The organism is Micromonospora wenchangensis (genome assembly GCF_002210435.1).
Lineage (GTDB): Bacteria > Actinomycetota > Actinomycetes > Mycobacteriales > Micromonosporaceae > Micromonospora > Micromonospora wenchangensis.
This window is the reverse complement of the sequence record NZ_MZMV01000022.1, coordinates 20,959-45,069: the sequence shown is the minus strand read 5'-3', so window position 1 is coordinate 45,069 and position 24,111 is coordinate 20,959. Positions and strand designations below refer to the sequence as shown.

General features: G+C 70.9%; 21 protein-coding genes. 9 read left to right on the top strand and 12 right to left on the bottom strand.

Annotated elements, in window-relative coordinates; all coding sequences use genetic code 11:
* Positions 1-23 precede the first annotated feature (23 nt).
* The 5 genes from B5D80_RS14945 to B5D80_RS33370 form a co-directional block, all read right to left on the bottom strand.
* Positions 24-2,864 carry a PQQ-dependent sugar dehydrogenase gene (locus B5D80_RS14945; RefSeq protein WP_088644482.1) on the bottom strand — a complete coding sequence of 947 codons (2,841 nt, stop codon included), beginning with the start codon at positions 2,862-2,864 and terminating at the stop codon, positions 24-26.
* Positions 2,865-3,135: 271 nt separating this feature from the next.
* Positions 3,136-4,482, bottom strand: a complete 1,347-nt coding sequence (locus B5D80_RS14940) for an ANL family adenylate-forming protein (protein ID WP_088644481.1) — start codon at positions 4,480-4,482, stop codon at positions 3,136-3,138.
* Positions 4,479-5,642: a condensation domain-containing protein gene (locus B5D80_RS14935; RefSeq protein ID WP_158224182.1), complete on the bottom strand. Its 1,164-nt coding sequence runs from the start codon at positions 5,640-5,642 to the stop codon at positions 4,479-4,481. The genes B5D80_RS14940 and B5D80_RS14935 overlap by 4 nt, the downstream gene beginning before the upstream one ends.
* Positions 5,643-5,865: 223 nt before the next feature.
* Positions 5,866-6,867 (bottom strand): biotin synthase BioB, encoded by a 1,002-nt coding sequence (locus tag B5D80_RS14930; RefSeq protein WP_088644479.1) that lies wholly within the window; start codon positions 6,865-6,867, stop codon positions 5,866-5,868.
* Entirely contained in the window at positions 6,864-8,378 is a 1,515-nt protein-coding gene (locus tag B5D80_RS33370) for a cytochrome P450 (RefSeq protein ID WP_158224181.1), read from the bottom strand. Before B5D80_RS33370 ends, B5D80_RS14930 begins: the two co-directional genes overlap by 4 nt.
* Before the next feature lie 474 nt (positions 8,379-8,852).
* Between B5D80_RS33370 and B5D80_RS33365 the strand changes: the two genes are divergently transcribed.
* Positions 8,853-9,440 (top strand): hypothetical protein, encoded by a 588-nt coding sequence (locus tag B5D80_RS33365; protein WP_158224180.1) that lies wholly within the window; start codon positions 8,853-8,855, stop codon positions 9,438-9,440.
* Between the two features lie 48 nt (positions 9,441-9,488).
* Here the strand turns inward: B5D80_RS33365 and B5D80_RS14915 are convergent, their stop codons facing one another.
* Together B5D80_RS14915 and B5D80_RS14910 are read right to left on the bottom strand one after the other, a co-directional pair.
* Positions 9,489-10,730, bottom strand: a complete 1,242-nt coding sequence (locus tag B5D80_RS14915) for an MAB_1171c family putative transporter (RefSeq protein ID WP_144081669.1) — start codon at positions 10,728-10,730, stop codon at positions 9,489-9,491.
* Between the two features lie 70 nt (positions 10,731-10,800).
* Positions 10,801-11,244, bottom strand: coding sequence for a helix-turn-helix domain-containing protein (locus tag B5D80_RS14910; protein ID WP_088644475.1), 444 nt, complete (start codon positions 11,242-11,244; stop codon positions 10,801-10,803).
* A gap of 479 nt (positions 11,245-11,723) precedes the next feature.
* On the opposite strand from B5D80_RS14910, the gene B5D80_RS14905 reads away from it, so the two are divergent.
* From B5D80_RS14905 to B5D80_RS14890, 4 genes are read left to right on the top strand one after another with little or no spacing between them, the layout of a single operon-like run.
* On the top strand, positions 11,724-12,683 hold the full coding sequence (locus tag B5D80_RS14905) for an acyl-CoA dehydrogenase family protein (RefSeq protein WP_088644474.1): 960 nt from the start codon (positions 11,724-11,726) through the stop codon (positions 12,681-12,683).
* Positions 12,677-13,414, top strand: a complete 738-nt coding sequence (locus B5D80_RS14900; RefSeq protein WP_088644473.1) for a PIG-L deacetylase family protein — start codon at positions 12,677-12,679, stop codon at positions 13,412-13,414. Before B5D80_RS14905 ends, B5D80_RS14900 begins: the two co-directional genes overlap by 7 nt.
* Complete coding sequence (locus tag B5D80_RS14895; RefSeq protein WP_088644472.1) at positions 13,411-14,037, top strand: class I SAM-dependent DNA methyltransferase; 627 nt, start codon at positions 13,411-13,413, stop codon at positions 14,035-14,037. Before B5D80_RS14900 ends, B5D80_RS14895 begins: the two co-directional genes overlap by 4 nt.
* Positions 14,034-14,765: a glycosyltransferase family 2 protein gene (locus B5D80_RS14890; RefSeq protein ID WP_211291501.1), complete on the top strand. Its 732-nt coding sequence runs from the start codon at positions 14,034-14,036 to the stop codon at positions 14,763-14,765. The genes B5D80_RS14895 and B5D80_RS14890 overlap by 4 nt, the downstream gene beginning before the upstream one ends.
* Positions 14,766-14,864: 99 nt before the next feature.
* Here the strand turns inward: B5D80_RS14890 and B5D80_RS14885 are convergent, their stop codons facing one another.
* Positions 14,865-17,504: an IPT/TIG domain-containing protein gene (locus B5D80_RS14885; protein ID WP_158224179.1), complete on the bottom strand. Its 2,640-nt coding sequence runs from the start codon at positions 17,502-17,504 to the stop codon at positions 14,865-14,867.
* Between the two features lie 237 nt (positions 17,505-17,741).
* Between B5D80_RS14885 and B5D80_RS34320 the strand changes: the two genes are divergently transcribed.
* Positions 17,742-17,921 (top strand): aldo/keto reductase, encoded by a 180-nt coding sequence (locus tag B5D80_RS34320; protein WP_169733062.1) that lies wholly within the window; start codon positions 17,742-17,744, stop codon positions 17,919-17,921.
* Positions 17,922-17,935: 14 nt separating this feature from the next.
* Positions 17,936-18,184 carry an aldo/keto reductase gene (locus B5D80_RS34315; protein ID WP_245854604.1) on the top strand — a complete coding sequence of 83 codons (249 nt, stop codon included), beginning with the start codon at positions 17,936-17,938 and terminating at the stop codon, positions 18,182-18,184.
* Positions 18,185-18,272: 88 nt separating this feature from the next.
* Here the strand turns inward: B5D80_RS34315 and B5D80_RS14875 are convergent, their stop codons facing one another.
* Together B5D80_RS14875 and B5D80_RS14870 are read right to left on the bottom strand one after the other, a co-directional pair.
* A complete protein-coding gene (locus B5D80_RS14875; protein ID WP_088644469.1) occupies positions 18,273-18,638 on the bottom strand; it encodes a darcynin family protein in 366 nt (121 codons plus the stop codon).
* Entirely contained in the window at positions 18,628-19,545 is a 918-nt protein-coding gene (locus B5D80_RS14870) for an NAD(P)H-binding protein (protein ID WP_088644468.1), read from the bottom strand. Before B5D80_RS14870 ends, B5D80_RS14875 begins: the two co-directional genes overlap by 11 nt.
* A gap of 109 nt (positions 19,546-19,654) precedes the next feature.
* Between B5D80_RS14870 and B5D80_RS14865 the strand changes: the two genes are divergently transcribed.
* Positions 19,655-20,593, top strand: coding sequence for a LysR family transcriptional regulator (locus B5D80_RS14865; RefSeq protein ID WP_211291499.1), 939 nt, complete (start codon positions 19,655-19,657; stop codon positions 20,591-20,593).
* 58 nt (positions 20,594-20,651) lie between these two features.
* Here B5D80_RS14865 and B5D80_RS14860 read toward each other — a convergent pair whose 3' ends face one another.
* The gene (locus B5D80_RS14860) at positions 20,652-21,917 is read right to left on the bottom strand and encodes a prolyl oligopeptidase family serine peptidase (protein WP_088644466.1); all 1,266 of its coding nucleotides are present in this window, start codon (positions 21,915-21,917) and stop codon (positions 20,652-20,654) included.
* 210 nt (positions 21,918-22,127) lie between these two features.
* Between B5D80_RS14860 and B5D80_RS14855 the strand changes: the two genes are divergently transcribed.
* Positions 22,128-23,183 (top strand): FAD-dependent monooxygenase, encoded by a 1,056-nt coding sequence (locus B5D80_RS14855; protein WP_158224178.1) that lies wholly within the window; start codon positions 22,128-22,130, stop codon positions 23,181-23,183.
* A gap of 37 nt (positions 23,184-23,220) precedes the next feature.
* On the opposite strand, the gene B5D80_RS14850 is transcribed toward B5D80_RS14855, so the two are convergent.
* A complete protein-coding gene (locus B5D80_RS14850; RefSeq protein ID WP_088644464.1) occupies positions 23,221-24,096 on the bottom strand; it encodes a TauD/TfdA dioxygenase family protein in 876 nt (291 codons plus the stop codon).
* Positions 24,097-24,111 lie beyond the last annotated feature (15 nt).

Here is a 24,111-nt window from a genome sequence, read left to right as displayed (position 1 = left end):
TGCCGGGTGCCCCGCTTGCCGGGTCACGGCAGGGTCCACTTCTGGTTGGCGGCGGCCAGGCAGGTCCAGAGGTGGACGGCCTGGCCGTCGGTGGCGCTGTTGTCGGACACGTCGAGGCACTTGCCGGACTGGGGGTTGCGCAGGGTGCCGTCGGCCTGTGCGGACCAGTTCTGGGCTCCGCTGCCGTTGCACGTCCACAGTTGGATCTTCGTGCCGTCGGCGGTGCCGCCGCCGGAGACGTCCAGGCATTTGCCGAGCGCCTTGACGGTGCTGTTCGGGGTGACCGTCCAGGTCTGGGCGGCGGTGCCGTTGCAGGTGTAGATCTGGATCTGCGTACCGTCGGCGGTGGCGGCGTTGCGGACGTCGAGGCACTTGCCGCCGAGCCCGACGATCGGCCCGGTGCCCGCGGTGGTGCCGCCGGTGACGAACGTGAACGTGTCGAGGTCGAACAACGCCCCGGTGCCCCCGGCGAAGGTGAGGTAGAGCGTGCCGGTGCTGGCCGGTGCGCCGGAGAGGGTGCCGGTGACGGTGGTGAAGGTCTCCCAGCCGCCGGTGACCGGGACGGTCGCCTGGCCCAGCACGGTGCCGGTGGGTGAACCGGTCCGCACCTGGAGGGTGCCGCCGACACCGTTGGACGAGACCCGGGCGCTGAACGAGGTGGCCTTGTCGAGGCGGTACGGCTCGAACGCGATCCAGTCGCCGTTGTCGATGCTACCGACGGTCTTGCCGCCCTCGGCGGGGGTCTTGTCGTAGACGGTGATCCCGGACGAGGTCTTGAAGTGCTCGGCCTGGCGCTTGCGTGGCTGGAGGGTGTGCTGCTTGTGGGTGGTCAGCCCACCGGCGTCGGTGTACTCGGCGTCGAAGATCGCGAAGATGTTCGCCGCGTCGTCGTGCTCACCGTCGACCGGGATGGTGATCGTGCCGGAGCAGCCGCTCTTCGCGGTGATCTGGTGGCCGTGCTGGTCGTGGCCGAGCACGTAGGTCATCTTGACCCTGGCGCAGTCGATGGTGCCGTCCTCCGGGTCGGTGACGGTGATGCTGAACGGCACCGTGTCGCCGTAGGAGAACAGCGAGCCGTTCGCCGGGCCGGTGATGGTGACGGTCGGGGCGGTGTTGCCGACGCCGATCTGCACGCTCGCGGTACCGGTCGCGCCCTGCGGGTCCCGGACGGTCAGGGTGACGTTGTAGGTGCCGTTGGCGGTGAACGTCTTGCTGGGGTTCGCCGCCGTGGAGGTGGTTCCGTCACCGAACGCCCACGAGTAGGTGAGCGCGCCGCCCTCCGGGTCCGACGACCCGGCCGACGAGAAGTTCACCGTCAGCGGTGCCGCCCCGGAGGTCTTGTCGGCAGTTGCGGCGGCGGTCGGCGCGCGGTTGCCACCGGCGACGTAGTCGTACCGGTACAGCGCCGAGTTGGCGTCACCGTTGAAGTAGCCGGTGCCGTAGTCGAGGACGTACAGCGCGCCGTCCGGACCGAACGCGGAGTCCATGACCTGCTTGCCGTTCCAGGGGAACGACGCGTCGATGGCGCCCCGGGAGCCGTCGGCGTTGACGTGGATGGGCTTGATCCAGCCCCGGCCCAGTTCGGTGGCGAAGAACTGGCCGTCGAAGGACTGCGGGAACTTCGTGGTGGACGGGTTCGACGCGCTGTACCGGTAGACCGGACCGGCCATCGGCGACTCGGAGCCGCCACCGAACTCCGTTGGGCTGCCGGCGTCGCCGGCGTACCGGATCCAGGCCGGCTGTGCCGCGGGCAGGGTGGGCAGGCCGGTGTTGCGGAACGAGTTGTTGGCCGGGCCGCCGGCGCAGTTGTACTTGGCACCGGCGGTGCCGGCGGCGAAGTCCCACTCCGCGTACGTCTCGGCGGCCGTGTTGGTGCCGGTGCAGTACGGCCAGCCGTAGTTGCCCGGCCCGGTCACCCGGTTGAACTCGACCTGCCCGCTGGGGCCGCGCGTGCCGGTGGTACCGGCGTCCGGGCCGTAGTCGCCGACGTAGACCACCCCGGTGGCCTTGTCCACGCTCATCCGGAACGGGTTGCGGAACCCCATCGCGTAGATCTCCGGGCGGGTCCGCGCGGTGCCGGGGGCGAACATGTTCCCGGCCGGGATCGAGTAGCTGCCGTCCGCGTTCACCCTGATCCGCAGGATCTTGCCGCGCAGGTCGTTGGTGTTGGCCGCGCTGCGCTGCGCGTCGTACGCGGGGTTGCGGTTGGTCCGTTCGTCGATGGGCGAGTAGCCGGCGGAGTCGAACGGGTTGCTGTCGTCGCCTGTCGACAGGTACAGGTTCCCGGCCGCGTCGAAGTCGATGTCCCCGCCGACGTGGCAGCAGATGCCCCGGTCGGCCGGCACGTCCAGGATGTTGACCTGGCTGGACGTGTTCAGCGTCCAGTTGGCGTTGAGGGTGAACCGGGACAGCCGGTTCACGCCCTGCCAGGCGGAGAAGTCCGTGCCGGTGGCCGGGGCGTCCCCGGCGGGGGTGGACAGCGGCGGGGCGTAGTACAGGTAGACGTGCCGGTTGGTGGTGAAGTTCGGGTCCACCCCGACGCCCTGCAGGCCCTCCTCGTCGTGGGTGTAGACGGGGACCGTGCCCACCACGGTGGTGGTGCCTGCCGCGTCGGTGCGCCGCAGTGTGCCGTTGCGGGCGGTGTGCAGCACCGACCGGTCGGGCAGCACGGCGATGGTCATCGGCTCGCCGACCTCGGGTTCGCCCTTGGCGAGGGTGACCTGCTGGAAGTCGGCGGGGTTGATGGTGTGGGCCTGGGCTGGGGTCGGGCTGCCCAGGGCGACCAGCCCGGCGGCGGCCACCAGCAGTAGTGCGGAGCTGACCGACGCCGTTCGCCGGCCGAACGCGCCATGGTGTGAGGACACTGGCTGTCCGTCCCTTCCTGACGTTCGAATGCCAGGGCGGGGCGCGCGCCGTCGCGCCGGATGCCGTAGCGGGGGAGGGGGTCGATGGATCACCGCGCCGCCGGTTCACCTCGCCGAAACACTTCCGTGATGGCGAAGACATTAAGCTTTTTCGATCCCCCTGTCCATACCTTCTGTCGAGCCAGGGCGGACTTTCGCTCGAACCACGAAAAGTCCCCTGCCGCCGTCGCGTTGCGCGGCAACCGCATGCGGCGCGCGGGGGGCTGTCCGCTCACAACCAACGCATGATCTTTCCAGTGGCGGACCGCGGGATGTGGTCGACCGGCTCGATGGATCGCGGCACCTCGATCGGGTTCAGCTCGGCGGCGCACCATCCGTGCAGGTGTCCGACGGACGTTCCCGGCTCCAGCACGACCCGACACGCCGGCACCTCGCCCCGGACCTTGTCCTCCACCCCGAAGACCTCCGCATCGTGCACGCCCGGGCACCGGAGCAGGACCTCACGGATGCGCGCGCAACTCACCCGGGCCCCCGCGACCTTCAGGAACTCGGCCTGCCGACCGACGAGCCAGAGACCCTTCGGGCCCATCCGCCCGATGTCGGTCGTGGGGAACCATCCGTCGACCGTCAGTCCGGGGAGGTAGTCGCCGTCCCGAATGATCCCCTCGGCCAGTCCGTCGGTCCGGATGTGTAGTGGACCCTCGTCGGAGTCGGCGCTCCGGGTCAACCGGATCTCGACCCCGGGCAGGGGCTGGCCGACGTAGCCGAACGGGTCCGGGACCGACCGTGCGTCACCGATGGCCAGGGTTCCGGTCTCGGTGGAGCCGTAGATGTTGTACAGGGGCAGGGCGGCGGCCAGCGCCTGGTCGATCACCGATCTGCTCAGCCTGCCTGCCGACGACAGCAGCGCGGACAGTCCGGAGAAGACGCCTGTGCTGCTCGACCGGAGGACGAGATCCAGGTGGAAGGGAAGGCCGGTGAACACCTGGACCTCGGGTCGGTCGACCGCGGCAGCGATCACCGACAGGCTCGCACTGGGCGTGACCGCCCACACCCGGAGCCCACGTCCCAACGCGGCCACGAGGTGGCTGAATCCGTAGAGGTGGAAGCACGGGGCGGCCAGTACCACGCCGTCATGCCCCTGGTAGACGGCGTCGGCGATCCGCGGGCTGTCCACCGAGGTGGCTCGTACGCTCCGGACGATCCGGTTCGGCGTCGCGGTCGAGCCGGACGACATGAAGCTGTACGAGGGTTCCCCCAGTGGCGCCACGAGCGGCGAAACGGCGGTGGCGCGCTCCTCCAGGAGCCACCCCGCATCCGCCGGTCCGTCGCTGCCGCACCGGTCCCGTGGATAGCCCGACGCGGCCCGGATGCCCAGGCTGGCATGATCCAAACTGGGGTCCAGGTAGGTGACGTTGACGGTGGCGGCCTCCGCGCAGACGGCCGCGGCGACGACCGATGCGGCCTTCGAGCACCTGGCGACGATTGCCGTCGGGCCGGCGAGTCGGCCGGCCAGCGTCAGTCCGGCCGTCAGCAGCTCGCTGCCCGACCACCACCTGCCGTCCTCGAACAGCACCGGGGAGTCCCCGGCGGCCGACAGGATCCGCGAGAGGGTCACTCCCGTTCACCGGCCTCGGCCAACGCCAGCGTCACAAGTTGCCGGGCGGCTGTGCCGGAATCCGACGCGAGCACCCGGGACAGCATCGACTCGATGGAGACGGCGAGCGTACCGGGATCGCCCACCGGCAGGTGGCCCGAGTTCGCGACCACGAAGATCTCGGCGCAGTCGTCGACCTCGCGGATCTCCACGTACAGTTTGCTGCCGTGTCGTAACAGGTCCTTACCTCGGGTGAGCTTGCGGGCAGCTCTCGACGGACCGGCGGCCTTCCGTAGTCGCAGTGACCGGGTGTCGTTGTGGAAGCTGTCGAACCAGGGGAGTTCGTCGAGACCCCTGGCAACCTGTAGCTCCTGGCGCATGCTGTTGCAGACGTGCGGGTTGAACCGGCTCATCCGGTAGGCGCTCAACGAACCCTGGTAGACCGCGTTCGCGATGTCCTCGAAGCTCTTCTCCCCGACCTCGACCGGCAGCCCCCAGGGCTGCGCGATGTTGCCGACGAATGCCATCTCCGAGGGGGAGAACCGGTTGGACAGCATGCTCTGCATCACCACCTGCTCTCGTTCGGAGAGGACGGAGACGAGTACGGCGGTCGCGGCCATGAACACACTCGCCGAACTGACCCGGAGCTTCGCGGCGATGTGGTCCGCGGCGGCGGTTGCGGCCGGACTGACCAACATCGCACTACCGAGCACCGCGCGGTTGGTCAGCTTCACCGGAAACATCCTGGTCTCGTGCGACTCGAGAAGGCTCCGCCAACGCGACACCGCCCGCTCGGAGATCGCCGTGAGGCGTTCGCCCGCCTCGTGCTCCGCCCGGCCGACCCCGGTGATCCTGCCGCTGCCCGACCACACGTGGCCGCCGCGGAGCAGGGCGCGCATGTCCTGCACCAACGCCCGCTCACCGAACTTGTCGAGCACGAGGTGCGAGGTCACCCCGAGAATGGCGAGCGGCTTTCCGCCGGAAACGGCCAACGTGAATCGGACCGGCCACTGCCCCGCCGTGTCGAAAGACCGCTGGCTCCACTCCTCCAGGTAGGAGTCCACGTCGGCCGCAGCCAGTTCGACGGTGGGTAGCGCTACCCGTCCGGACGAGCTGACCTCCTGGTAGCAGGTGCTGCCGTCGTCGGCCAGCGGGAACCTCGTGCGGAGGCCTTCGTGCACCGACATCACGGTGGCGACGGTCGAGACGATGTCCCGATACTGGCTCGTCGGTTCCGCGGGAACCGCGAACCTGACGTTCAGGTGGCCGTCGTGCGGCCTGTCGCGTTTGATGGCGGGCCAGATACTCTGCTGGGCCCAGACGAGTGGACCCGAAGCGTTCCGCCCACCCGAAAACCTCACCTCACTCATCGGCCGTGGCCTCCCTGCAGCGGTGTCGGGCGTGCTACGAACGGAGGTCGGCCATCGCCCCGGACCCCACGAAAACGGATTTCGAGGGTGTCATGCCGACTTCCTCCAGCATGGAGAAGGCGTAGTTCTCGCGGACGATGAACCGGTCTCTGCCGTAGATCAGGTAGCGATCGCTTTCGACCGATGGCGTGAAATTGATGGTGACGACGTTCGCGCCGGCGAGATAGCCGATCTTCTGACTGCCGGAGGAGGTCTTCGCCAACGCGCTCACGGATGGGATGAGCCATCCCGGATTCAAGATACGGCTTACCGCGATCGCGTTGAGGGTCATGTCGGCGCTTCCCGGATCGGCACCCGTCAGTGGGGTGTCGAGGGCCGGGATGAACGGCGAGAAGCTGCACATGTCGACGTCCAGCTCCAGCGCGAGAAGGATGTCGTCGGCTACCGAGCCGACAGTCTGGCCCGGAAGCCCGACGATGCCGCCGACGCCCACCCGGAACCCCAGTTCCTTCAGGACCCGGATACTGTCGAGGCGCTCGTCGAGACGCTCCTCCCGCATCTCCAGGTTGAGGGCGGGATCGCTCGTCTCGAATTTCATGATGTAGCTGTCGGCGCCCTGCTCCTTCAGGTACTCGAACTCGGCTCTGCTCTTGATGCCGAGGTTCAGCAGGATCTCCACGTCGCCGCCGAAGATCTCCTTGATCCGGGGTATGGCGCGCCCGACGATCTTGGTTGTCTGTGGTATCTCCCCGCCCTGGAAGAAAACCACGTTGATGCCATTCTGCTTCATGACCCCGGCGACCTCGACGAGGTCGTCGTCACTCGCGGTGAAACGATCGATCTTGCGGGTGTTGTCGCGACGCATCGGGCAGAACTTGCAGTTGACCCGACAGATGTTCGCCACTTCCGAAACCCCGCGTACGACGACCCGCCTGCCGAAGACCTTGTCGCGGGCCGCCCTGGCCTCCTCGAAGAGGGCTGCCTGTTCCTCCCCGGCTGATTCGAGCATCTTCACGATCTCGGCCTTACCGATCACAGCATCTCCCCCACCGGTGCGTTCGGGTGATTGACAGTCGGAGTACGTGTCGACTGGCGGGCCAGCGCGGCCTCGATGTACGACGCCAGCACCCGGACGCTCATGGTGCTGGTCATCAGCTCGGCGTCTCCCAGGGTGACGCCGAATCTCTCCTCTGCTGTCGAGAGCACATACATGATCGACAGGGAGTCGAATCCGAGGTACCCCCGTAGATCCGTGTCGAGTTCCAGGTCGGCTTCAGTTGTCGTACCGTCCGAGTCGTGCAGCACCTCCAGGACTATCGACCGAATCTGCTCCGTGACTTCTGGACTGTTCTGCATCGGACGACTTTCTCGCTGGTGCCCCCGGGCGGTTCCGCTGCCAGGGGCTCCTCCGTCGAGTCGCACCACGAGCGAGTGCTGGGAACGGCTGATACAACTGGGTCGCCATCGCGTCTCCTCGCGGTGACTCATGTCAGGAAACCGCCCGATCAGCTCGCCGACCACGCAGCGCGCCTCGGCGATCGCCAACCCGTCGCCCAGGCAACGGTGCGCCCCCGAGCCGAAGCCGAGGTGGCCCGCGGTCCGCCGCCCGAGCAGGAACAGGTCGGGGTTCTCGTACTTCGCCTCGTCGCGGTTCGCCGACGCGAACGACGCGATCACGAGTTGGCCGTCGCCCTTCAACGCTGTGCCGGACAGTTCGAGGTCCCGTGTCAGGTAGCGGCTGGACGAGAGGGTCAGCGGCGGCTGGAACCGGAGGGTTTCCGCGATCAGGTCGTCGACATCTGCCGTGCCGGCGGCAAGCGCCTGCGCGACGTGTGGGAAGCTCAGGTAACACCAGATCGCGTTGGTGATCAGATTGACGGTGGCTTCGTGGCCGGCGACAACCAACAGGGTGATGGTGGCGATGAGGTCGTCGTCCGTGACGCCCGACCTTCTGGGGCGGGCCAGGAGATCCCCGATCAACCCGTTGCCATCTACCGGGTGTCTCTTCTCGAAGATCTGCGAGATGAAGTCGGTCAGTTCGGCACGGGCGCCGGCCATTCGCCTGGCGCCGTCGTCGGTCGCGAGAAACTCGGTCGTCCACCGGCTCAGCCGCGGCTCGTCCTCGGGAAGGATGCCGAGGAGCCTGGCGGTCACCAGTACCGGAACGACCCGGGCGAGGGTCGGCACGAGGTCCACGTCCTCGTCCTCGGGGAGCAGTGCGAGCTGCTGGTCGACGATGTGTGAGATCGCGGGGGTCATCGCCCGGATGCCGGACTTGGAGAAGGTGCCGGCAATCGTCTGCCGCAGCATCGAGTGGCGAGGATCGTCCGATTCGAGCATGTGACTGTCGCCGGATCCCGGGCGCTGGTTGCTCACCGAATTGGACGACAACATCAAACGCGCGCCTGCATGATCGAGTACGAGGTGACAGCGTCGGCCGTCCGGCAGCACGACGTTCTGGACAGGACTTTCGCTGCGGAGCAGGGAATAGCACCCGTGTGGGTCGGAGTAGATCGTCGATCCGAATCGCTCCAACAGATCAATCAACGCTAACTCCTCCACCTCGACACTTCCAACATGCGTTGCGGTCGGCTTCTCGTAGGGGTGCCGGCATCGGCGTCGGCGAACCACTCGACTGATGTGCGACTCAGGGGTCGGCGGGCCCGGCCCGGTGGTCGGGCATGGCGTCCACGCAGGCGGATCGGGCCCCGTGGACCGGGGTCGAACCGTCATCCGCCTGGGCGGGTTCGGTGGCAGGTCCACCTCCGAGAGGATGGTCATCGATCTCCACTCACAGTAGACGCGGTCATCGCGGGTGTCTACCCGGAGGAGAAGTTGAATTGACGTGTCTCGCTCGATCCCGGCCTGCGGGGGAGACGATCCGAAGTAGGCGAGGTCAGGCGACAGTGACCGGCCGACCCGGCCGGTCGGTAGCCATTCCGACCTGCCGGAATGGCTACCGACAATTCGCTCGGACCTTCGCGGGCCCGATCCACTGTGGCTCGCGCGACAGCGCGGCGGATGGATAGAATTTCTCGCGGCGGTGACGACCGGGCGGAGCTGGACGTGCGCATTCGACGGGCGGGGGAGAGTGCGGTGCTGCGCCGCTGCGTCGGCCTGGTGCGGCGGCTGGATCGCGCCGTGGGCATACCGATGCCGTTCGAGCTTGAGGAATTCCTCGACCGGTGGAGCAGGTACCGTGCCGGTCGGCCGGTCTCGTTGTTTCCGATGACCGATGCCGAGCTGCCTGCGAACACCTGTGGGCTGTGGCTGGCCCTGCCGGATCGGGACATCGTGGGTTTTCCGATGGCGGCGCCGCGGAACCACCGCGACCATATCGTGTTGCACGAGGTGGGACACATGCTCGCGACGCACGCGGACGGTCTGGCCGGACCCGTCGACGGCTTCTCCGGACTGGTGCCGGATCTGGATCCCGCCATGGTGCGCTCGGTGCTGGGTCGCTCCGCCTACGACGACGTGCAGGAACAGGAGGCCGAGCTGATCGCCTCACTGATCATGCATCGCTCCCTGACCGTCGCGCCGCGGTTACCGGTGGCCGGGCGGATCGGCGTGGTGATCGAGCGGCTGGAAAGGACGCTGGACCGCTGAGCCAGCCGGACCGCTCGGCCCGTTGAGTCGAGCGGGGTCGGTCGACATTCAGCGCTGACCGGGATCGCTGGTCCTGCCGAAGCGTTTGACGATCGGAGACCTGCCGTAGGCGTCGCTGACGTCTTCGAGGCGACGCACGACCGTGCCGAGGTCCGGCTTCTCGTCGGCGGGCGCGGCGGCAACTCCGACGTCGCAGGCCGGCTGGGTCCGGTCGTCCCGTAGCGCGGCCAGGCCGGCGGCGAAGACGGCGGCCTCGCGAACCGCGCGGGCGGCCTCGCCGGTCAGGGCCGCGTCGTCGACCGCGTCGTCGATCTGCCGGCGCAGCCCCGCACCGACCCGCTGCCCGGCCGCGAGCTGCGCGTCCTGGATCTCGATGACTCGACGGTAGAGGCGCAACCGAGCCCCGCCCCGGCCATGCGGAACCGGGAGCACCGCGTGCGGCCGGACCTCGCGGGCCGCCTCCCACAGCGGACGTAACCGTCGGTGGGTGTTCCGGTACTGCCGCCATCGGCCGACGGTCTTCAGCACGACACCGGTCATCGACAGCGTGACGCCGACGCCTGGGACCACCGCGGCGACGACGAACTCGATCAGACCGAAGCGGTCGTCCTGCTCCACGTCGATGCCCAGCCGGTTCAGGGACAGCGCCGCGATCCGGCCCGCGAAGTAGATCATGCCGGTCACGCAGGCCCACTGTTGTAGCACCAGATTGATCCGCATCATCCGATCGGAGGTGTGCGCGGCGTACTGGTGGATCAACAGGAACAGGCTCGTGACGGTGGCGCCCAGATAACCGGTGAAGACCAGGTAGTAGGCGACGATTCCGCCCGGCGCGTCCGGCGAGGTGAACCTGTCGGCCGGGGTGGGCGTACTCAGGAAGAGGCTGGTCATGGCAGCGAGCGCGAGCAGTAGCGCGACCAGCCAACGCCGGGCCCGGACGACGGCGTCGGCGCGTCCGTAGAGGATGTGCAGCACCATGACCTGAAGCGCGTACGCGGCGACGAGCGTCGTCCCGTTACCCGTCAGCTGGCCCAGATTGGTGACGACCAGGTTCTGCGCGCCACGCGCCGCCGGTGACTGGATCAGGAACGACAGGCCGAGCGTGCCCAGCGACACGGTCAGGGCGGTGCGGGCGGGCGTGCGCGCCGAGTCGCCGGCGGCGCTGAGGATGGCGGTCGACGCCAGAATCGTGCCCGTGGTGACGAATACGCCGTTCACCAGGTTCGCATGTGACATCGAGCGGCATCTTATCAGTCGATTATGCGCTATAGGCGACACGACCGTCGGCAATGACCTGCCCGTTCGATCCGAGGCGCTGGTGCCTGCCGACCTGGTGGAGCCGCTGTCCGGCCATCCGCCCTCAGTGCTCCGGTGTCTCCGGGCCTTTCGCGGCGTCGCCGGTCAGGCTCTGCATGATGCGCAGGATCGCCTGTCGGTCAGGGCGGGACAGCGTGGTGCTGCGTCGCATGATCTCCCGGACGTCGGCATCCCGCGCCGCCGCCAGCAGCATCAGCTGCTCGTCGATGTCGGCGGCCTTCTCGTCCGACAGGAAGTAGGCCGGCGGTACGCCGAAGAACGCGGCCAGTGCCTCGATCTGCTTGAGCGTGGGATTGTCCCGGCTGCCGTTGCGCAGTGCCCAGAGGTACTGCGGCGATATCTGCACGTCGCCTTCGGCGCTCACCGCGCGAGCGACCTCCGGATTGCTGTAGGGGCGGGTGCGCCCGGCCGGGATGACGACCGCGAAGAGGCGGTTCAACCGATCCGCGAGGTTCGAGTGACGGGCGCCGTCGTCCGGCTCAGGCATGGATGCGGCGACCTCCTCTTTACCTGCGCGTTCAGGGTAGCGCCATCGGCATCGCCTGCGACACGCCGGGATCACCGGTTGGCCCGGCCCCGGGCCGCCGGTCAACCGGTGATGCGGTTGGATCGCACCGACCGTCGGTGGGGCCGGGGCCGAGACCGTGTGAATAGTGGGGCCAGCCGGCTGCAGACCGTCGGGTTCGCAGACCCGGGTGTCTGTCTCCCTGACGTCCACCCCGGTTCTGCCGGACGACGACTGCCGGCCGGGTCCGGTCGTCGAACGGTGGTGTGTGCGGTGCCATGTTTCGTCCCGGGGGAGAGGGGCATCTTCCGGCGGCGACCCGTGCGGGCCGCGCGTCGCACTGATGGAGGTGCCCCGATGACGGCCGGTCGTCCGGAAACGTTGCCAGTGGTCGACGGCGGTTCGGGCCGTGCCGGCCGGCTGCGGTCCGGGAGACCGTCCCGGACGGCGGGAACCCGGTCGTGACCCCCGGAGGCGACGACCCGGGGACGGCGTTCCGGTCGGCCGTACACGCCGGGCTGCTCGACCTGCCGTTGCCCGGCGGCGGACGGACCCGTGACCGCTTCCTGCGTCTCGTCGAACTCGGCCGCGCCGACCTGACCCTGGCCCGGCTGGGCGAGGGGCACGCCGACGCCCTGGCGATCCTCGCCGAACTCGGTGTTCCGGTCGAACCCGGGTGGTGCCGTGAGCCGTGGGGTGTCTGGGCGGCCGTGCCGGCGTCGGTCACGGCGACCAGGGACGGCGACCGATGGCGGCTGACCGGTGACCGGCCCTGGTGCTCCGGGGCGGGTCTGCTGTCCCGCGCCCTGGTCACCGCGACCGCCGACGACGGCGTCCGGCTGTTCGCCGTCGAGGTCGACGCCGCCGGGGTCACCGCGTTGCCCGACACCTGGCCGGCCGTGGGCATGGCCGCCAGCGACAGCCGTACCGTCAGCTTCGACGGCGTGACCGGCGTCGCGGTGGGCGGGCCCGGCAGCTACACGGCGCGGCCGGGTTTCTGGCACGGCGGGCTGGGGGTGGCGGCGTGCTGGTACGGCGGGGCGGTCGGGGTCGCCGACACCCTGTACGACGCGGCGCGGCACCGCCGTCTCAGCCCGCACGCCCTGGCGCACCTCGGTGCGGTCGACGCGGCCCTGACCGCCGCCCGCACCGCCCTGTCCGCCGCCGCCGACGAGGTCGACGCGAACCCCACCGGGGACGCGGACCGGTTGGCGCACCAGGTGCGGGCCACCGTCGAGGCGGCGGCCACCACTGTCGTCGACCGGGTCGGCCGGGCGTTGGGGGCGGGCCCGCTGTGTCAGGACGCCCACCACGCCCGCAGGGTCGCCGACCTGACGGTGTATCTGCGGCAGAGCCACGCGGAGGCGGACCTGGCCCACCTCGGTGAACTCGTGGCGGCGGTGGGGGACCCCGGATGGTGAGGCCGATCGTCGACGCCGGCACCGACGAGAGCAGTTGGCGTGCCTGGCCGGCACCGGCGGGCTGGCCCGTGCTGGCGCTGGACGACGGCGTGCGGGCGGTGCCGCCGCTGGTGGTCGCCCCGCACCCCGACGACGAGGTGCTCGGGGTGGGTGGCCTGGTCGCGATGCTCGCCGGCGGCGTCGAGATCGCGGTCGTCACCGACGGCGAGGCGTCGCATCCGGACTCCACGGTCCACCCGCGGGCGACGCTGGCCGCGATCCGGCGGGCCGAGACGGTCACGGCCTGCGGGCTGCTCGGGGTCGCCCCCACCGCCATCGACCATCTCGGTCACCCCGACGGCGGTGTCGACGAGGCGGCGCTCGCCGAGGCGTTGACCGGCCGGCTGACGCCGGGGCGCTGGTGTGTCACGACGTGGCGTGGCGACGGACACCCGGACCACGAGGCGGTGGGGCGGGCGGCGGCGACCGCCTGCCGGCGTACAGGCGCGATCCTGCTGGAGTTCCCGGTGTGGACGTGGCACTGGGCCCGACCCGACCATCCCGACGTGCCGTGGCACCGCGCGCGCCGGATCGACCTGACCGGGCCGGCCAGATCGGCCAAGCTGGCGGCGGTCGACGCCTTCCGTAGCCAGGTGCTGCCGCTGGGGCCGGCACCCGCCGACGCCGCGATCCTCCCCCCGAACGTCCTCGCCCGGTTCGCGCGTCCCTACGAGACGGTGTTCGTGCCATGACCTCAGGCGGCACCCCGGCCGGGTACTTCGACGACATGTACGCCGGGGCGGAGGACCCGTGGAGTTTCGAAACCCGCTGGTACGACCAGCGTAAGCACGAGGTGACGGTGGCCTGCCTGCCGCGCCGGCGGTACCGCTCGGCATTCGAGCCGGGCTGCTCGACCGGGACGCTCACCCGCCGCCTCGCCCCGCGGTGCGACCGGTTGCTGGCGGTCGACATCGCCGCCGCGCCGGTGGCGAGCGCCCGACGGCGGCTGGCGGAGCAGCCACACGTCCGGGTGGAGCGGATGCGTGTTCCCGACGAGTGGCCGGCCGTGACGGACGACGGTTTCGACCTGATCGTGCTCTCCGAGTTGGGCTACTACTTCGACGACGCCGGACTGGATCTGCTGGTGGCCCGTACGGTCGACTCGCTCGAACCCGGCGGCACGCTGGTGGCCGTGCACTGGCGGCCGGCGGTGGCCGAGCACGCCCGCAGTGGCGACGACGTGCACCGGCTGCTCGCCGGCGTGGACGGCCTGACGCGGACGGCACGGCACGAGGAGGCCGACTTCCTCCTCGACGTGTTCCTCCGGGTGCCGCCGCCGGCCAGGTCCGTCGCCCAGGCCGACGGGCTGTGGTGAACCGGATTGCGGTCGTGGTGCCCGCCCACGACGAGCAGGCGTTGCTGCCCGGCTGCCTGGCCTCCGTCCTCGACTCGCTGCGGCACCTGCCGGTGCGCTCGGAGGTGATCGTGGTCGCCGACGACTGCCGGGACGCCACGGCCGCCGTCGCCGAACGTCTCGGTGTCGTCGTGCTGACGGTGCGGGCCCGCAACGTCGGCCGGGCCCGCGCCGCCGGCATGGCGTACGCGCTGCGCGACGGCCCGCAGGGGTTGTGGCTCGCCACCACCGACGCGGACAGCCGGGTGCCCCGCCGGTGGGGCGGCTGGCAGTTGCGCCACGCCCGCGCCGGCACCGACCTGCTGGTCGGGACGGTACGGGTCACCGACTGGGCGCCCCGCGCCACCCCGGTTCGTGACCGGTACGAGGCCAGGTACCGGCAGGGGCTGACCGGCGCCGGTCACCGGCACGTCCACGGTGCGAACCTGGGCTGCGCCGCCACCGCGTACGAGCGGCTGGGCGGCTTCGCCGACCTGCGCCACGGCGAGGACCACGACCTCGTCGAGCGTGGTCGGCGGCAGGCCATGCGGGTCGTCGCCGACGCCGGCTGTGCGGTACGCACCAGTGCCCGCCGCCATGGTCGGGCCCCGCACGGCTTCGCCGGTTACCTCGACGCCCTCGAAACCGACCTGCGGCCCCCGACGGTGGAGTCCGGGCGGATGCCGTGCGGCGGGTGCACCGTGGCGTGACGAACCGCCCTGCACCGGCGGCGCGCCGAGCGCGCGTACCGGAGAGGGCGGTGTCGCTCCCGGCCAGGGTCCGACCGGACCCTGGCCGGGAGCGTCCGGTCAGCCGATCCGGCCGGCGCGGTGCCGGCGGCGGGTCAGCACGACGAGGACCGTGCCGAGCAGGGCGAGCAGCACCCCGACGGTCAGCGGCGCGAGCATGGCGTCACCGGTCACCGGCAGGATCCCCCCGACGTAGCGGAAGGTGGAGCCGTTGGAGGTGCCGCCGGCGGTGCTCACCACGACCGTGGTGTCACCGGCCGCGCAGGGCGGTGTGCGGAAGGTCAACGAACGGCCGTCCGGTGCCACGGTGACCTGGTCGGCCGGGATGGTCGTGCCGCAGATGGTGACCGTGGTGCCGCCCGGTACGAACCCGGAGCCACCGACCGTCACGGTCGTGCCGCCACCGGTCGGCCCCTGCCCGGGGTTGACGGTGTCGATGCGCGGCGGGGCGGGTTCGTAGGTGAACCCGTCAGGTGCGGTGACGTCGTCACCGGGCAGCAGGACGGTGACGTCCACCGTCCCGGGCGAACCGGGCGGGGTGACCACGGTCAGCGAGGTGCCGTCCGGGTTCACGACCAGGTTGGTGCCGGGTGTGTTGCCGAAGTTCACGCCGGTGGCGCCGGTGAGACCGGTGCCGGTGATGGTCACCGTGGTGCCGCCGGTGGTCGGTCCGGTGTCCGGCACGATGGAGGTGATCGTCGGTGCGACGTACGTGAAGACGGGCGCGGTGGCGGTGCCCGCGGGGAACACCAGGCGGACGTCCGCCGGCCCGGCCGTGTTCGGCGGTGTCACCACGGTGATCGTGGTGCCGCCCGGGTTGACGGTGAACCCGGTGCCGGGCACCCCGTCGAAGGTCACCCCGGTCGCTCCGGTGAACCCGGTCCCGGTGACGGTGACCGTGGTGCCACCCGAGGTCGGTCCGCTCGTCGGGGTCAGTCCGGTCACGGTCGCGGCGCTGCCGTCGGCGAGGTAGGTGTAGTCCAACGGTGCCGCCGTGCCGCCGCCGGTGGCCACCAGCACGACGGCCGGTCCGACCGCGCCGGGCGGGGTGACCGCCGTCAGGGAGGTGCCGCCCGGGGCGACAGTGACGTTGGTGGCCGGTGTGCCGTCGAAGGTGACGGTCGTTTCACCGGGGACGAAGCCGGTGCCGGTGATCGTCACCGTCTGCCCGCCCGACTGTGGACCCGCGTTCGGGGTGATCGACGCGACGGTGGGCGCCGCTGCCACGTACGTGAAGCCGTCCGGGGCGGTCGCGTCCGCGCCCGGCAGGAGCACTGTGACGTCCACCGGGCCGACCTGACCCGGCGGGGTGACCACGGTCAGCGAGGTGCCGCCCGGATTGACCGTGACGTTGGTGCCCGGGGTGCCGTCGAAGGTCACTCCGGTCGCCCCGGTGAAGCCGGTGCCGGTGATCGTCACGGTGGTGCCGCCGGGGGTCGGTCCGGTGTCCGGGACGATCGAGGTGATCGTCGGCCCAAGGTAGGTGAACGTCGGCGCGGTCACCCGACCGGCCGGGAAGACCAGTTCGACCAGGGCCGGGCCCGCCGGGTTCGGCGGTGTCACCACGGTGATCGTGGTGCCGGCCGGGTTGACGGTGAAGCCGGTGCCGGGCAGGCCGTCGAAGTCCACTCCGGCCGCCCCGGTGAAGCCGGTGCCGGTGATCGTCACGGTGGTGCCGCCGACGGTCGGACCGGAGGTCGGCGTGAGGCCGGTGATGGTGGCCGCGCTGCCGTCGGCCAGGTACGTGTAGCCCAGTGGTGCGGCCGTGCCGTTGACCGTGCCGACCACGACCTCGGCGGGACCGACCGCGCCGGGCGGGGTGACCGCCGTCAGGGAGGTGCCACCCGGCGCTACCGTGACGTCGGTCGCGGGTACGCCGTCGAAGGTGACCGTGGTGCCGCCCGGGATGAAGCCGGTGCCGGTGATCGTCACGGTCTGGCCGCCCGACTGCGGGCCCTCGTCGGGGGTGATCGTCGCGGTGGTCGGTGCCGCCGACGGACGCTCGCAGAGCGCCTCGGCGACGATGACGGTTCCGACGGGAATGGTGGTCGGGACACCGAGGATGCTGCCCGACAGGGTCAGCACGGCCCGTACCGTGATCGCGGTGGCACCGGTGGCGGTGGTCGTCTCGACCCTGGTCAACGAGGCGTTCAGGCTCGCGTCCAGCAGCCCCGGCACCAGCACGGCCGCGCTGCCCACGACGGCGGGGGTGTTCGCCGTCAGCGTTACCGCCGAGCCGAACAGTTCCAGCCCGACGAGCGTGGTGTCCGCGCTGGTCGCGCCGACCTGGGGACAGACCGCGGTGGCGGTGACCTCCGCGGCGTCCAGCACGTCGATGCCGAGCACGGTCAGGTTGAGCCCGTTGACGCTGGAGGACGCCGAGGAGGAGTCGGCCGCCCGGGTGGCGGTGACCTCTTCGACGGTGCCGCTGGCGGTCACGCCGACCGCCCCCGGTACCGCGACCGCCAGCAGCGTCTCGGTGTCGGTGCCCCCGGCGGCCGGCGCGGTGGCGGTGCCGATGGTCGCGTCGGCGCTGATCACTGCTATCCCGGCCACCTCGGCGGACAGGTCGACGACGACGCCGCGGGCGCTCGCGTCGCCCGGTGCCGCCAGTGCCGGCGTCCCCAGGGTCAGGGTTGCCAGGCTGGTGACCAGCAGCGCCGTGGCGGCGCTGGTGGTTCTTCGCAGGACGGTCCTCACCAAATTTCCCCCGTTCAGATGGATGACGGGCCTGCGTGATGTGGCGGCAGCCGTCAACGAGTGAACGAGGGCAAATCGGGCAAGTTACGCATTTCGCAACCTCCGATGGGGCAACCGCCGGGGCCGGCGTGGCACCCGACGCCCCGACCGGCCGGTCCCGGTGGACCGCAACGCGCTCGACGATCCTCGGACGGAGGGCTTGATCGGGAGTGCGCTCCAGGTGGCAGGGTCGACGCCATGGCAGGGGACAGGGCAGTGGCCCGGCTGGTGCTGGGGACGATGAACTACGGCACGACGGTGCACCAGGAACGCGCGTTCGCGCTGCTGGACAGGTTCGTGGAGAGGGGTGGCGAGTGGATCGACACCGCCAACTGTTACGCGTTCTGGTCCGACCCGAGCGGTCGAGCACCCCGTTGATCAACGGCGGCTACGTGCGCCCCGACAAGCCCCTCCCCGAGGCCTACGACCACCCGGGGACGAGCCGGGTCCTCGGCGTGCTCGACGAGATCACCGTCGAGACGGGGGCGACACGCAACCAGGTGGTGCTCGCCTGGCTGCTGTGGCAGGGCATCCGGCCCATCGTCGGCGTGAGCAGCCTCGCGCAGCTCGACGAGGCCGTCGACGCGGTGGACGTGCCGCTGGAGGACGGGCAGTTGGCCCGGCTGGCCGCCGCCCGCTGAACAGGAACGGAAGGTGCCGGGTGGAACGTCCTTCCCCGGGCCGGTGCCGCCGTCGGGTGGCGGCGGCACCGGCCGGTCTGGTGGAGCCTCAGGTGGCGACGGTCGCCAGTGGCTTCAGGCCGTAGGTGCGGGCGTAGCCGTTCTCGGTGCCCACGAGCAGGTCGACGACCTCGAAGTAGCGGTCCCAGAAGGGGGTCTCGCGCAGGGCGTCGATCAGCAGGCGGTAGGCGTCGTGGTCGTCCGCCTCCCAGACCCAGATGTCGGTGACCCGCGCCGAGTAGAACTCCGTGTCGTAGAAACGGGAGCGGACACCACGGGTGCGGGCCTCGATGGCGGGGAGAACGTGGGTGGTGAAGGCCTGGACGCGTTCGGCCACGGTCATCGCCAACCACTCGGGCGTGGTTTTGACCAGCATGAAAGCGGTGACCGGCGGCTCGGTCCGGTCAGCGGGCATCGACGGCCCCCTGGGTGGTGAGGAGGGCGGGCCGCAGCGTCCGGGCGCACCACCGCGCGAACGTGGTGGCCGTCCCGGCCTGCGGTGAGCGGTCGACGCCCGAGTCCAGGCCCTCGTCCTTGGCGCGTTTCATGTCGACCATGGCCTCGACGAACGCCTCGTTGAGGCCGTAGCCGAGCATGGTGGAGCGCAGTTCGTCGAGCGACTGACGCCGGTAGCGGACCGGACGGCCCAGTTCCTCGGTCATGATGCGGGCCAGGTCGTCGGGGGAGAGGTCCTGCGGGCCGAGCACCGGGACGTCGCCCACGCCGGTCCAGGAGCGGTCCAGCAGCAGCGCGGCCGCGGCGGCGGCGATGTCGGCGACGGCGACCATGGGGGCCGGGCGGTCCGCGGCGACGGTGTCGGTGAAGACCCCGTCGTCGCGGATCGCGTCGACCTCCTCCAGCAGGTTCTCGTAGAAGGACGGGCAGGCCAGGGCGCGGTAGGCGACGCCGGAGTCGGCGATCAGGTCGTCCATGGCCAGGGAGGCGGTGACCAGCCCGGCCCGGGTGGCCTGCGGGGTGCCGCGGCCGAGCGCCGAGACGCCGACGACGTGGCCGACGCCGTTGGCGGCGAAGGCACGCACGGCCGGGCGGGTGAAGCCGCTGTAGGCTTCGTCGGGCGTGCCGGAGGCGTCCGGCGGCACCAGCCAGAACACGGCGTCCGCCCCGGCGAAGGCGCGTTCGACGGTCGCGGCGTCGCCGTGCGAGCCGACGACCACCTCGACCCGTCCACGGACGTCTTCGGGGAGCCGGGCCGGATCCCGGACGACGACACGCAACTCCTCACGGCCTGCGGGTGCGGCCTCGATCAGCAGCGACAGCAGGTGCCGCCCGATGTTCCCGGTGGGTCCGGTAATGACGATCATGAAACCTCGATTGTCGGATCGGCAGGACTCACCCATCGTGCGGACGGGCACCGCATTGCCACAATGGGAACTTCAGCATCCAATCATTGCCTGAAGTGGAATAAATGCGGTGAGCAGCCCAGTCCCGAACCTTGATGCCAACCTCGCCGTCGCTCTCGACGCCCTACTGACCGAGCAGAGCGTCACCCGCGCCGCCGCGCGGCTGCAGACCTCCCCTGCGGCGATGAGCCGTACCCTGGCCCGGTTGCGCCGGGTGCTCCGCGATCCACTACTGGTGCGGGCCGGACAGCGGATGGTGCCCACTGCGCGCGCCGAGGCGCTGCGGGACGAGGCCGCCGCGGTGGTACGCCGGCTGGAGGCGTTGCTCGCCCCGAGCGGCGGAATCGATCCCGCGGCACTGCGGCGGACCTTCACCATCCAGGCCGCGGACCTGGTCGGTGACGCGGTCGCGCCCGGTCTGCTCCGGCTGGCCCGACGGCGGGCGCCGGGCGTCTCGCTGCGGGTGCTGGCCGAGGAGTGGGAGGCGGGCCCCGCGCTGCGTGACGGACGGATCGACCTGGAGGTCGGGGCCATCGACCACGTCGACCCGGAGACCCACGTCGAGGAACTCGTCACCCTGCGGATGGCGGCCGGTGTCAGGGCCCGGCACCCCCTCACCGAGGGAACCCTGACCGCCGCCAGGCTCGCTGCGGCCGAGCACGTGGCGGTCAGCCGTCGTGGACGCTTCACCGGCCCGCTGGACACCGCCCTGGCCGCACAGGGGCTCAGCCGGCGGGTCAGCGCCGTCCTGCCCGGACACCTGGCCGCGATGATGCTGGCCGCAACCGAGGACGTGGTCTGCCTGGTGCCGACCGCGCTGCCGGGTGAGCCTCCGTCCCGGCTCAGCGACGCGGCGCACGCGCTGGGGCTGCGCCTGCTGGAGATTCCACTGCCGCTGCCACCACTGACGATCGGTATGGCCTGGCACCCACGGCACAGCGTCGACGGCGCCCACCGGTGGCTGCGCGACGCCGTGCGTCACGTGCTCCGCCCCACCCGGGAGGGATAGGACCCGGGCATCAGGCCGCGTACGTGCCCGCGCTGTCCGCGGGTGTGGACGCGGCCGATCACCGGCGGCGGCGGGACATCCACTGCCAGAGGTGGGTGCCGTCGACGCTCGGGTCGTTGCGGGCCACGTAGATCCAGGAGAAGTGCCCGGGGAACCGGTAGCCGTTCCAGACGACGTGGTCGTAGAGGGTGACCAATGATCCCGGGATGAGGTCGTGGGCGTGGACCGTGTTGGTCTCCGGTGGCACGGTGTCGTCGTCGAGCGAGGTGACCAGCCAGGTCGGGGTGCGGATCGCCGCCAGCTCCGCGTCGGTGACCAGCGGCGGGCCCCCGCCGCCGAGCGGCTCGACGACGCCGCAGATCGGCACCGACGCGGCGAACAGGTCGGGGTAGGCGACCGTCATCTTCAGGGCCATGTAGCCGCCGTTGCTGCAGCCGACCACGTGGATCCGGTCGGGGTCGACGCGCTCACGGCGGACGAGGTCCCCGACGATGTCGCGGATCAGCGGGGCGAACCGGGGGCCGTCCTCCATCCAGTACGAGGTGCTCTGCGGGGCGACGACGTACGCGCCGGAGAAGATCCGTTGCGCCTGCGGGGTGGCGAAGCCCAACGCGCCCCGGTTGGCGCGCAGCGTGGTCTCGTTGTCGTAGTAGCCGTCGGGCAGGGAGGCGCCCTCGCCGGCGCCGTGTAGCCAGAGGATCAGCGGCCGCCGGCCACGACCCGGTGAACGCTCCGGGGAGTACAACCGGTACTTCATGCCGGAGCCCGAGACGTGGTGGCTGAACGCGTCCACCTCGGGGTTCGACAGCCGCCCCTGGACGAAGTCGGTGACGGTGACCGGTGGGCCGTGACGCCGGACGAGCGGGGTGTTCTGCGTGATGGTGTAGACGAGGTCCAACCGGACGTTGCGGCCCTTGCTCAGGATGTAGCCGAGGGTGCCACCGCCGAGTTGACCCTCGCCGTGGTTGAGGTCGAGCACGATGTTTCCCTGCCGGTCGAGCCGGGCCGCGGTCACCGTGCGGTCCAGGTCGTACTCGCTGAAGATCAGGTCGCCGGGGGCGATCGGGATCGGGCTGGTGGCCCTGGCGTGCACGCTGAACGTCCCGGGGTGGAGCCCGGCGGGGTCGATCGGCCCGAGCCGGCGGGTGTCCAGGGTGACCGAGGTGACCTGTTCGCCGCCGTCGAGTGTCGTCGCGTCGAGGGTGAAGCTGACGCTCACGGGGTGGTGGCCGCCGGCGTGGGCGGCCGGGCCGGGCAGCGCGAGGCCGAGGGCGACGCCGGCGCCACCGGCCAGGACGGTGCGGCGAGTGACCGACGTGGACATGCGACCCCCGACAATTACGTAGACGTGCGTCGATAGAGGGTCAACGTAGCGTCGGGGAGATCCGCTGGCAACCGGTGGGCCGTGGCTCTCACCCCACCCGCGACGGCGAACCGGGCTCCCCTGTGGTCGGGTCAGGGTGGGAGACTGGGGCGTGCCGCGTCACGCCGTCCGGAGCCAAGCGGAACACCACCGCGTCAGTTCGGTGCCGGCGTGATCGCAGGTCACTGGGAGGTAGTCGTGGTCGGCGGGCGGATCGCCGGGGCGTCCACCGCCTGGGCGCTCGCGCCGTACGCCGAGCGGATCCTCGTCCTGGACGCCTCGCGGCCCACCGCGTTCTGGCCGCAACAGTCCACCTGGGACCGGTCGGGCAACCTCGCCTGGTCCGCACTCGGCCTGCTGGAGACGGTCCTGGCCTGCGGTGCCCCGCGCACCTACGGCGACACCCAACGCATCGGCGCGGACGTGGTCGAGCGGGTCTACCCGCGTGAGGACGCCTACTCGTTCCGGATGAGCGTGCCCCGCGAGGTGCTGGACCCGGCGCTGCTGGCGGCGGCCAGCAGCCGGGGCAACGTCACCGTGGCCCGTCCGGCCCGGGTGCGGGACCTCACGATCGAGGCCGGGCGGGTGCGTGGGGCGACCGTGCGCCACGGCGCGGTCGACAGTCAGGTGACCTGCGACCTGCTGGTGCTCGCCGACGGCCGGTTGTCCCGCAACGCCGAACGGGTGGGGGCCAGCGCCTACCGGGTCGTGGAGTCACCGTGGTTCGCGTTGCTGGCGTACTACGGGGACCTGCCGCTGCCCACGGACCGTTCGTACTTCTCCCTGCAGGACCGCAGCGTGCTCATCTCGACCCCCTGCGGCGACGGGCAGTGGTGCGTGGCGGTGGACCTGCACCAGAGCCTGATCGACGAGACCGGGCAGCACCCGGCGCGGTCGTTCGAGCGGCTGGTGCGCGACGACCCGTATCTCGGCCCGGCCGTCGCCGCCGGCCACCGGAGCACCCCGATCGGCGGTGCCGGGCGGATGCGGATGCTGCGTCGCCCGATGAGCGGGCCGGGATGGTGCCTGGTGGGCGACGCCGGATACCACCTGGATCCGGTCACCGCCCAGGGCACCCGGGCGGCCCTGGTGACGGCCCGGATCCTGCGCGACCGGGTCGCCGGGGCCGGCGGCGTACGGGGCACGGACCTGACCGGCCTGACCGACGAACGCGACGACGCCCTCGACGACGACTGGACCTACACCGAGCAGATCGTGCGCGGCTGACCCGTCGTCGGGCCACCGTGCGATGCGGGGGCGACGGTCACCCGACCGGCCGGGTGCCGTTGACCGTCACCCGCTGGCCGTAGCGGGAGTGCGGGTAGTAGTCCCACACGGCATGGTGCTGGGTGCAGCGGTTGTCCCAGAACACCAGCGTGTTGGGCGTCCAGCGGACCCGGCAGCTCAGGATCGGCTGCCCGGCGACCCAGCCGAAGAGCATGTCCAGCAGCGCCCTGCTCTCGTGGCGGGAGAGCTGCACGATGTGCGAGGTGAAGCCGGCGTTGACGAAGAGCAGCCGACGGCCGGTATCCGGGTGGCGTACGACGACGGGGTGTTCGCTCTTGGGCACCACGTATTCCGGCGGGGGAGTGTGGCCCTGCCACGGGATCAGCCCGTCGTGGACCGCGGTCAGGCCGTCGAGCAGGGCCCGCACCGGTGGAGAGAGCATCTCGTACGCCAGGTGCATGTTCGCCCAGAGGGTGTCGCCGCCGACGCCGATCTGCGGGGTCCGGGTGACGTAGAGCATCGACCCCAGCGACGGTTCGGCCTCGGCCGTGCCGTCGCTGTGCCAGTCCTCGCCGGCCACGAAACGGGAGTCCGGGCCGGCGCTGATCTCCAGGATGGCCGGGTCGCCGCCGTCGAGGTCGGCCAGCGGCTGCTGGCGTAGCTCGCCGAAGTGGCGGGCGAAGCGCTTGTGTTCCTCGGCGGTGAGCACCTGGTCGCGGAAGACCAGCACGTGGTGGGTGAGGAAGGCGCGCCTGATCTCGGCCAGTTGCTGCCCGGTCAGCTCCGTGGCGAGGTCGACGCCGCAGACCTCCGCGCCGATCACCGGGGAGATCGGTTCGACGGTGATGGTGTCGTAGTGCTCGGGCGGGCGGGTGGTCGCCCGCTCGACGGCGGCAAGGACGTGCTCTTCCACGTGCTCCTCCTGATG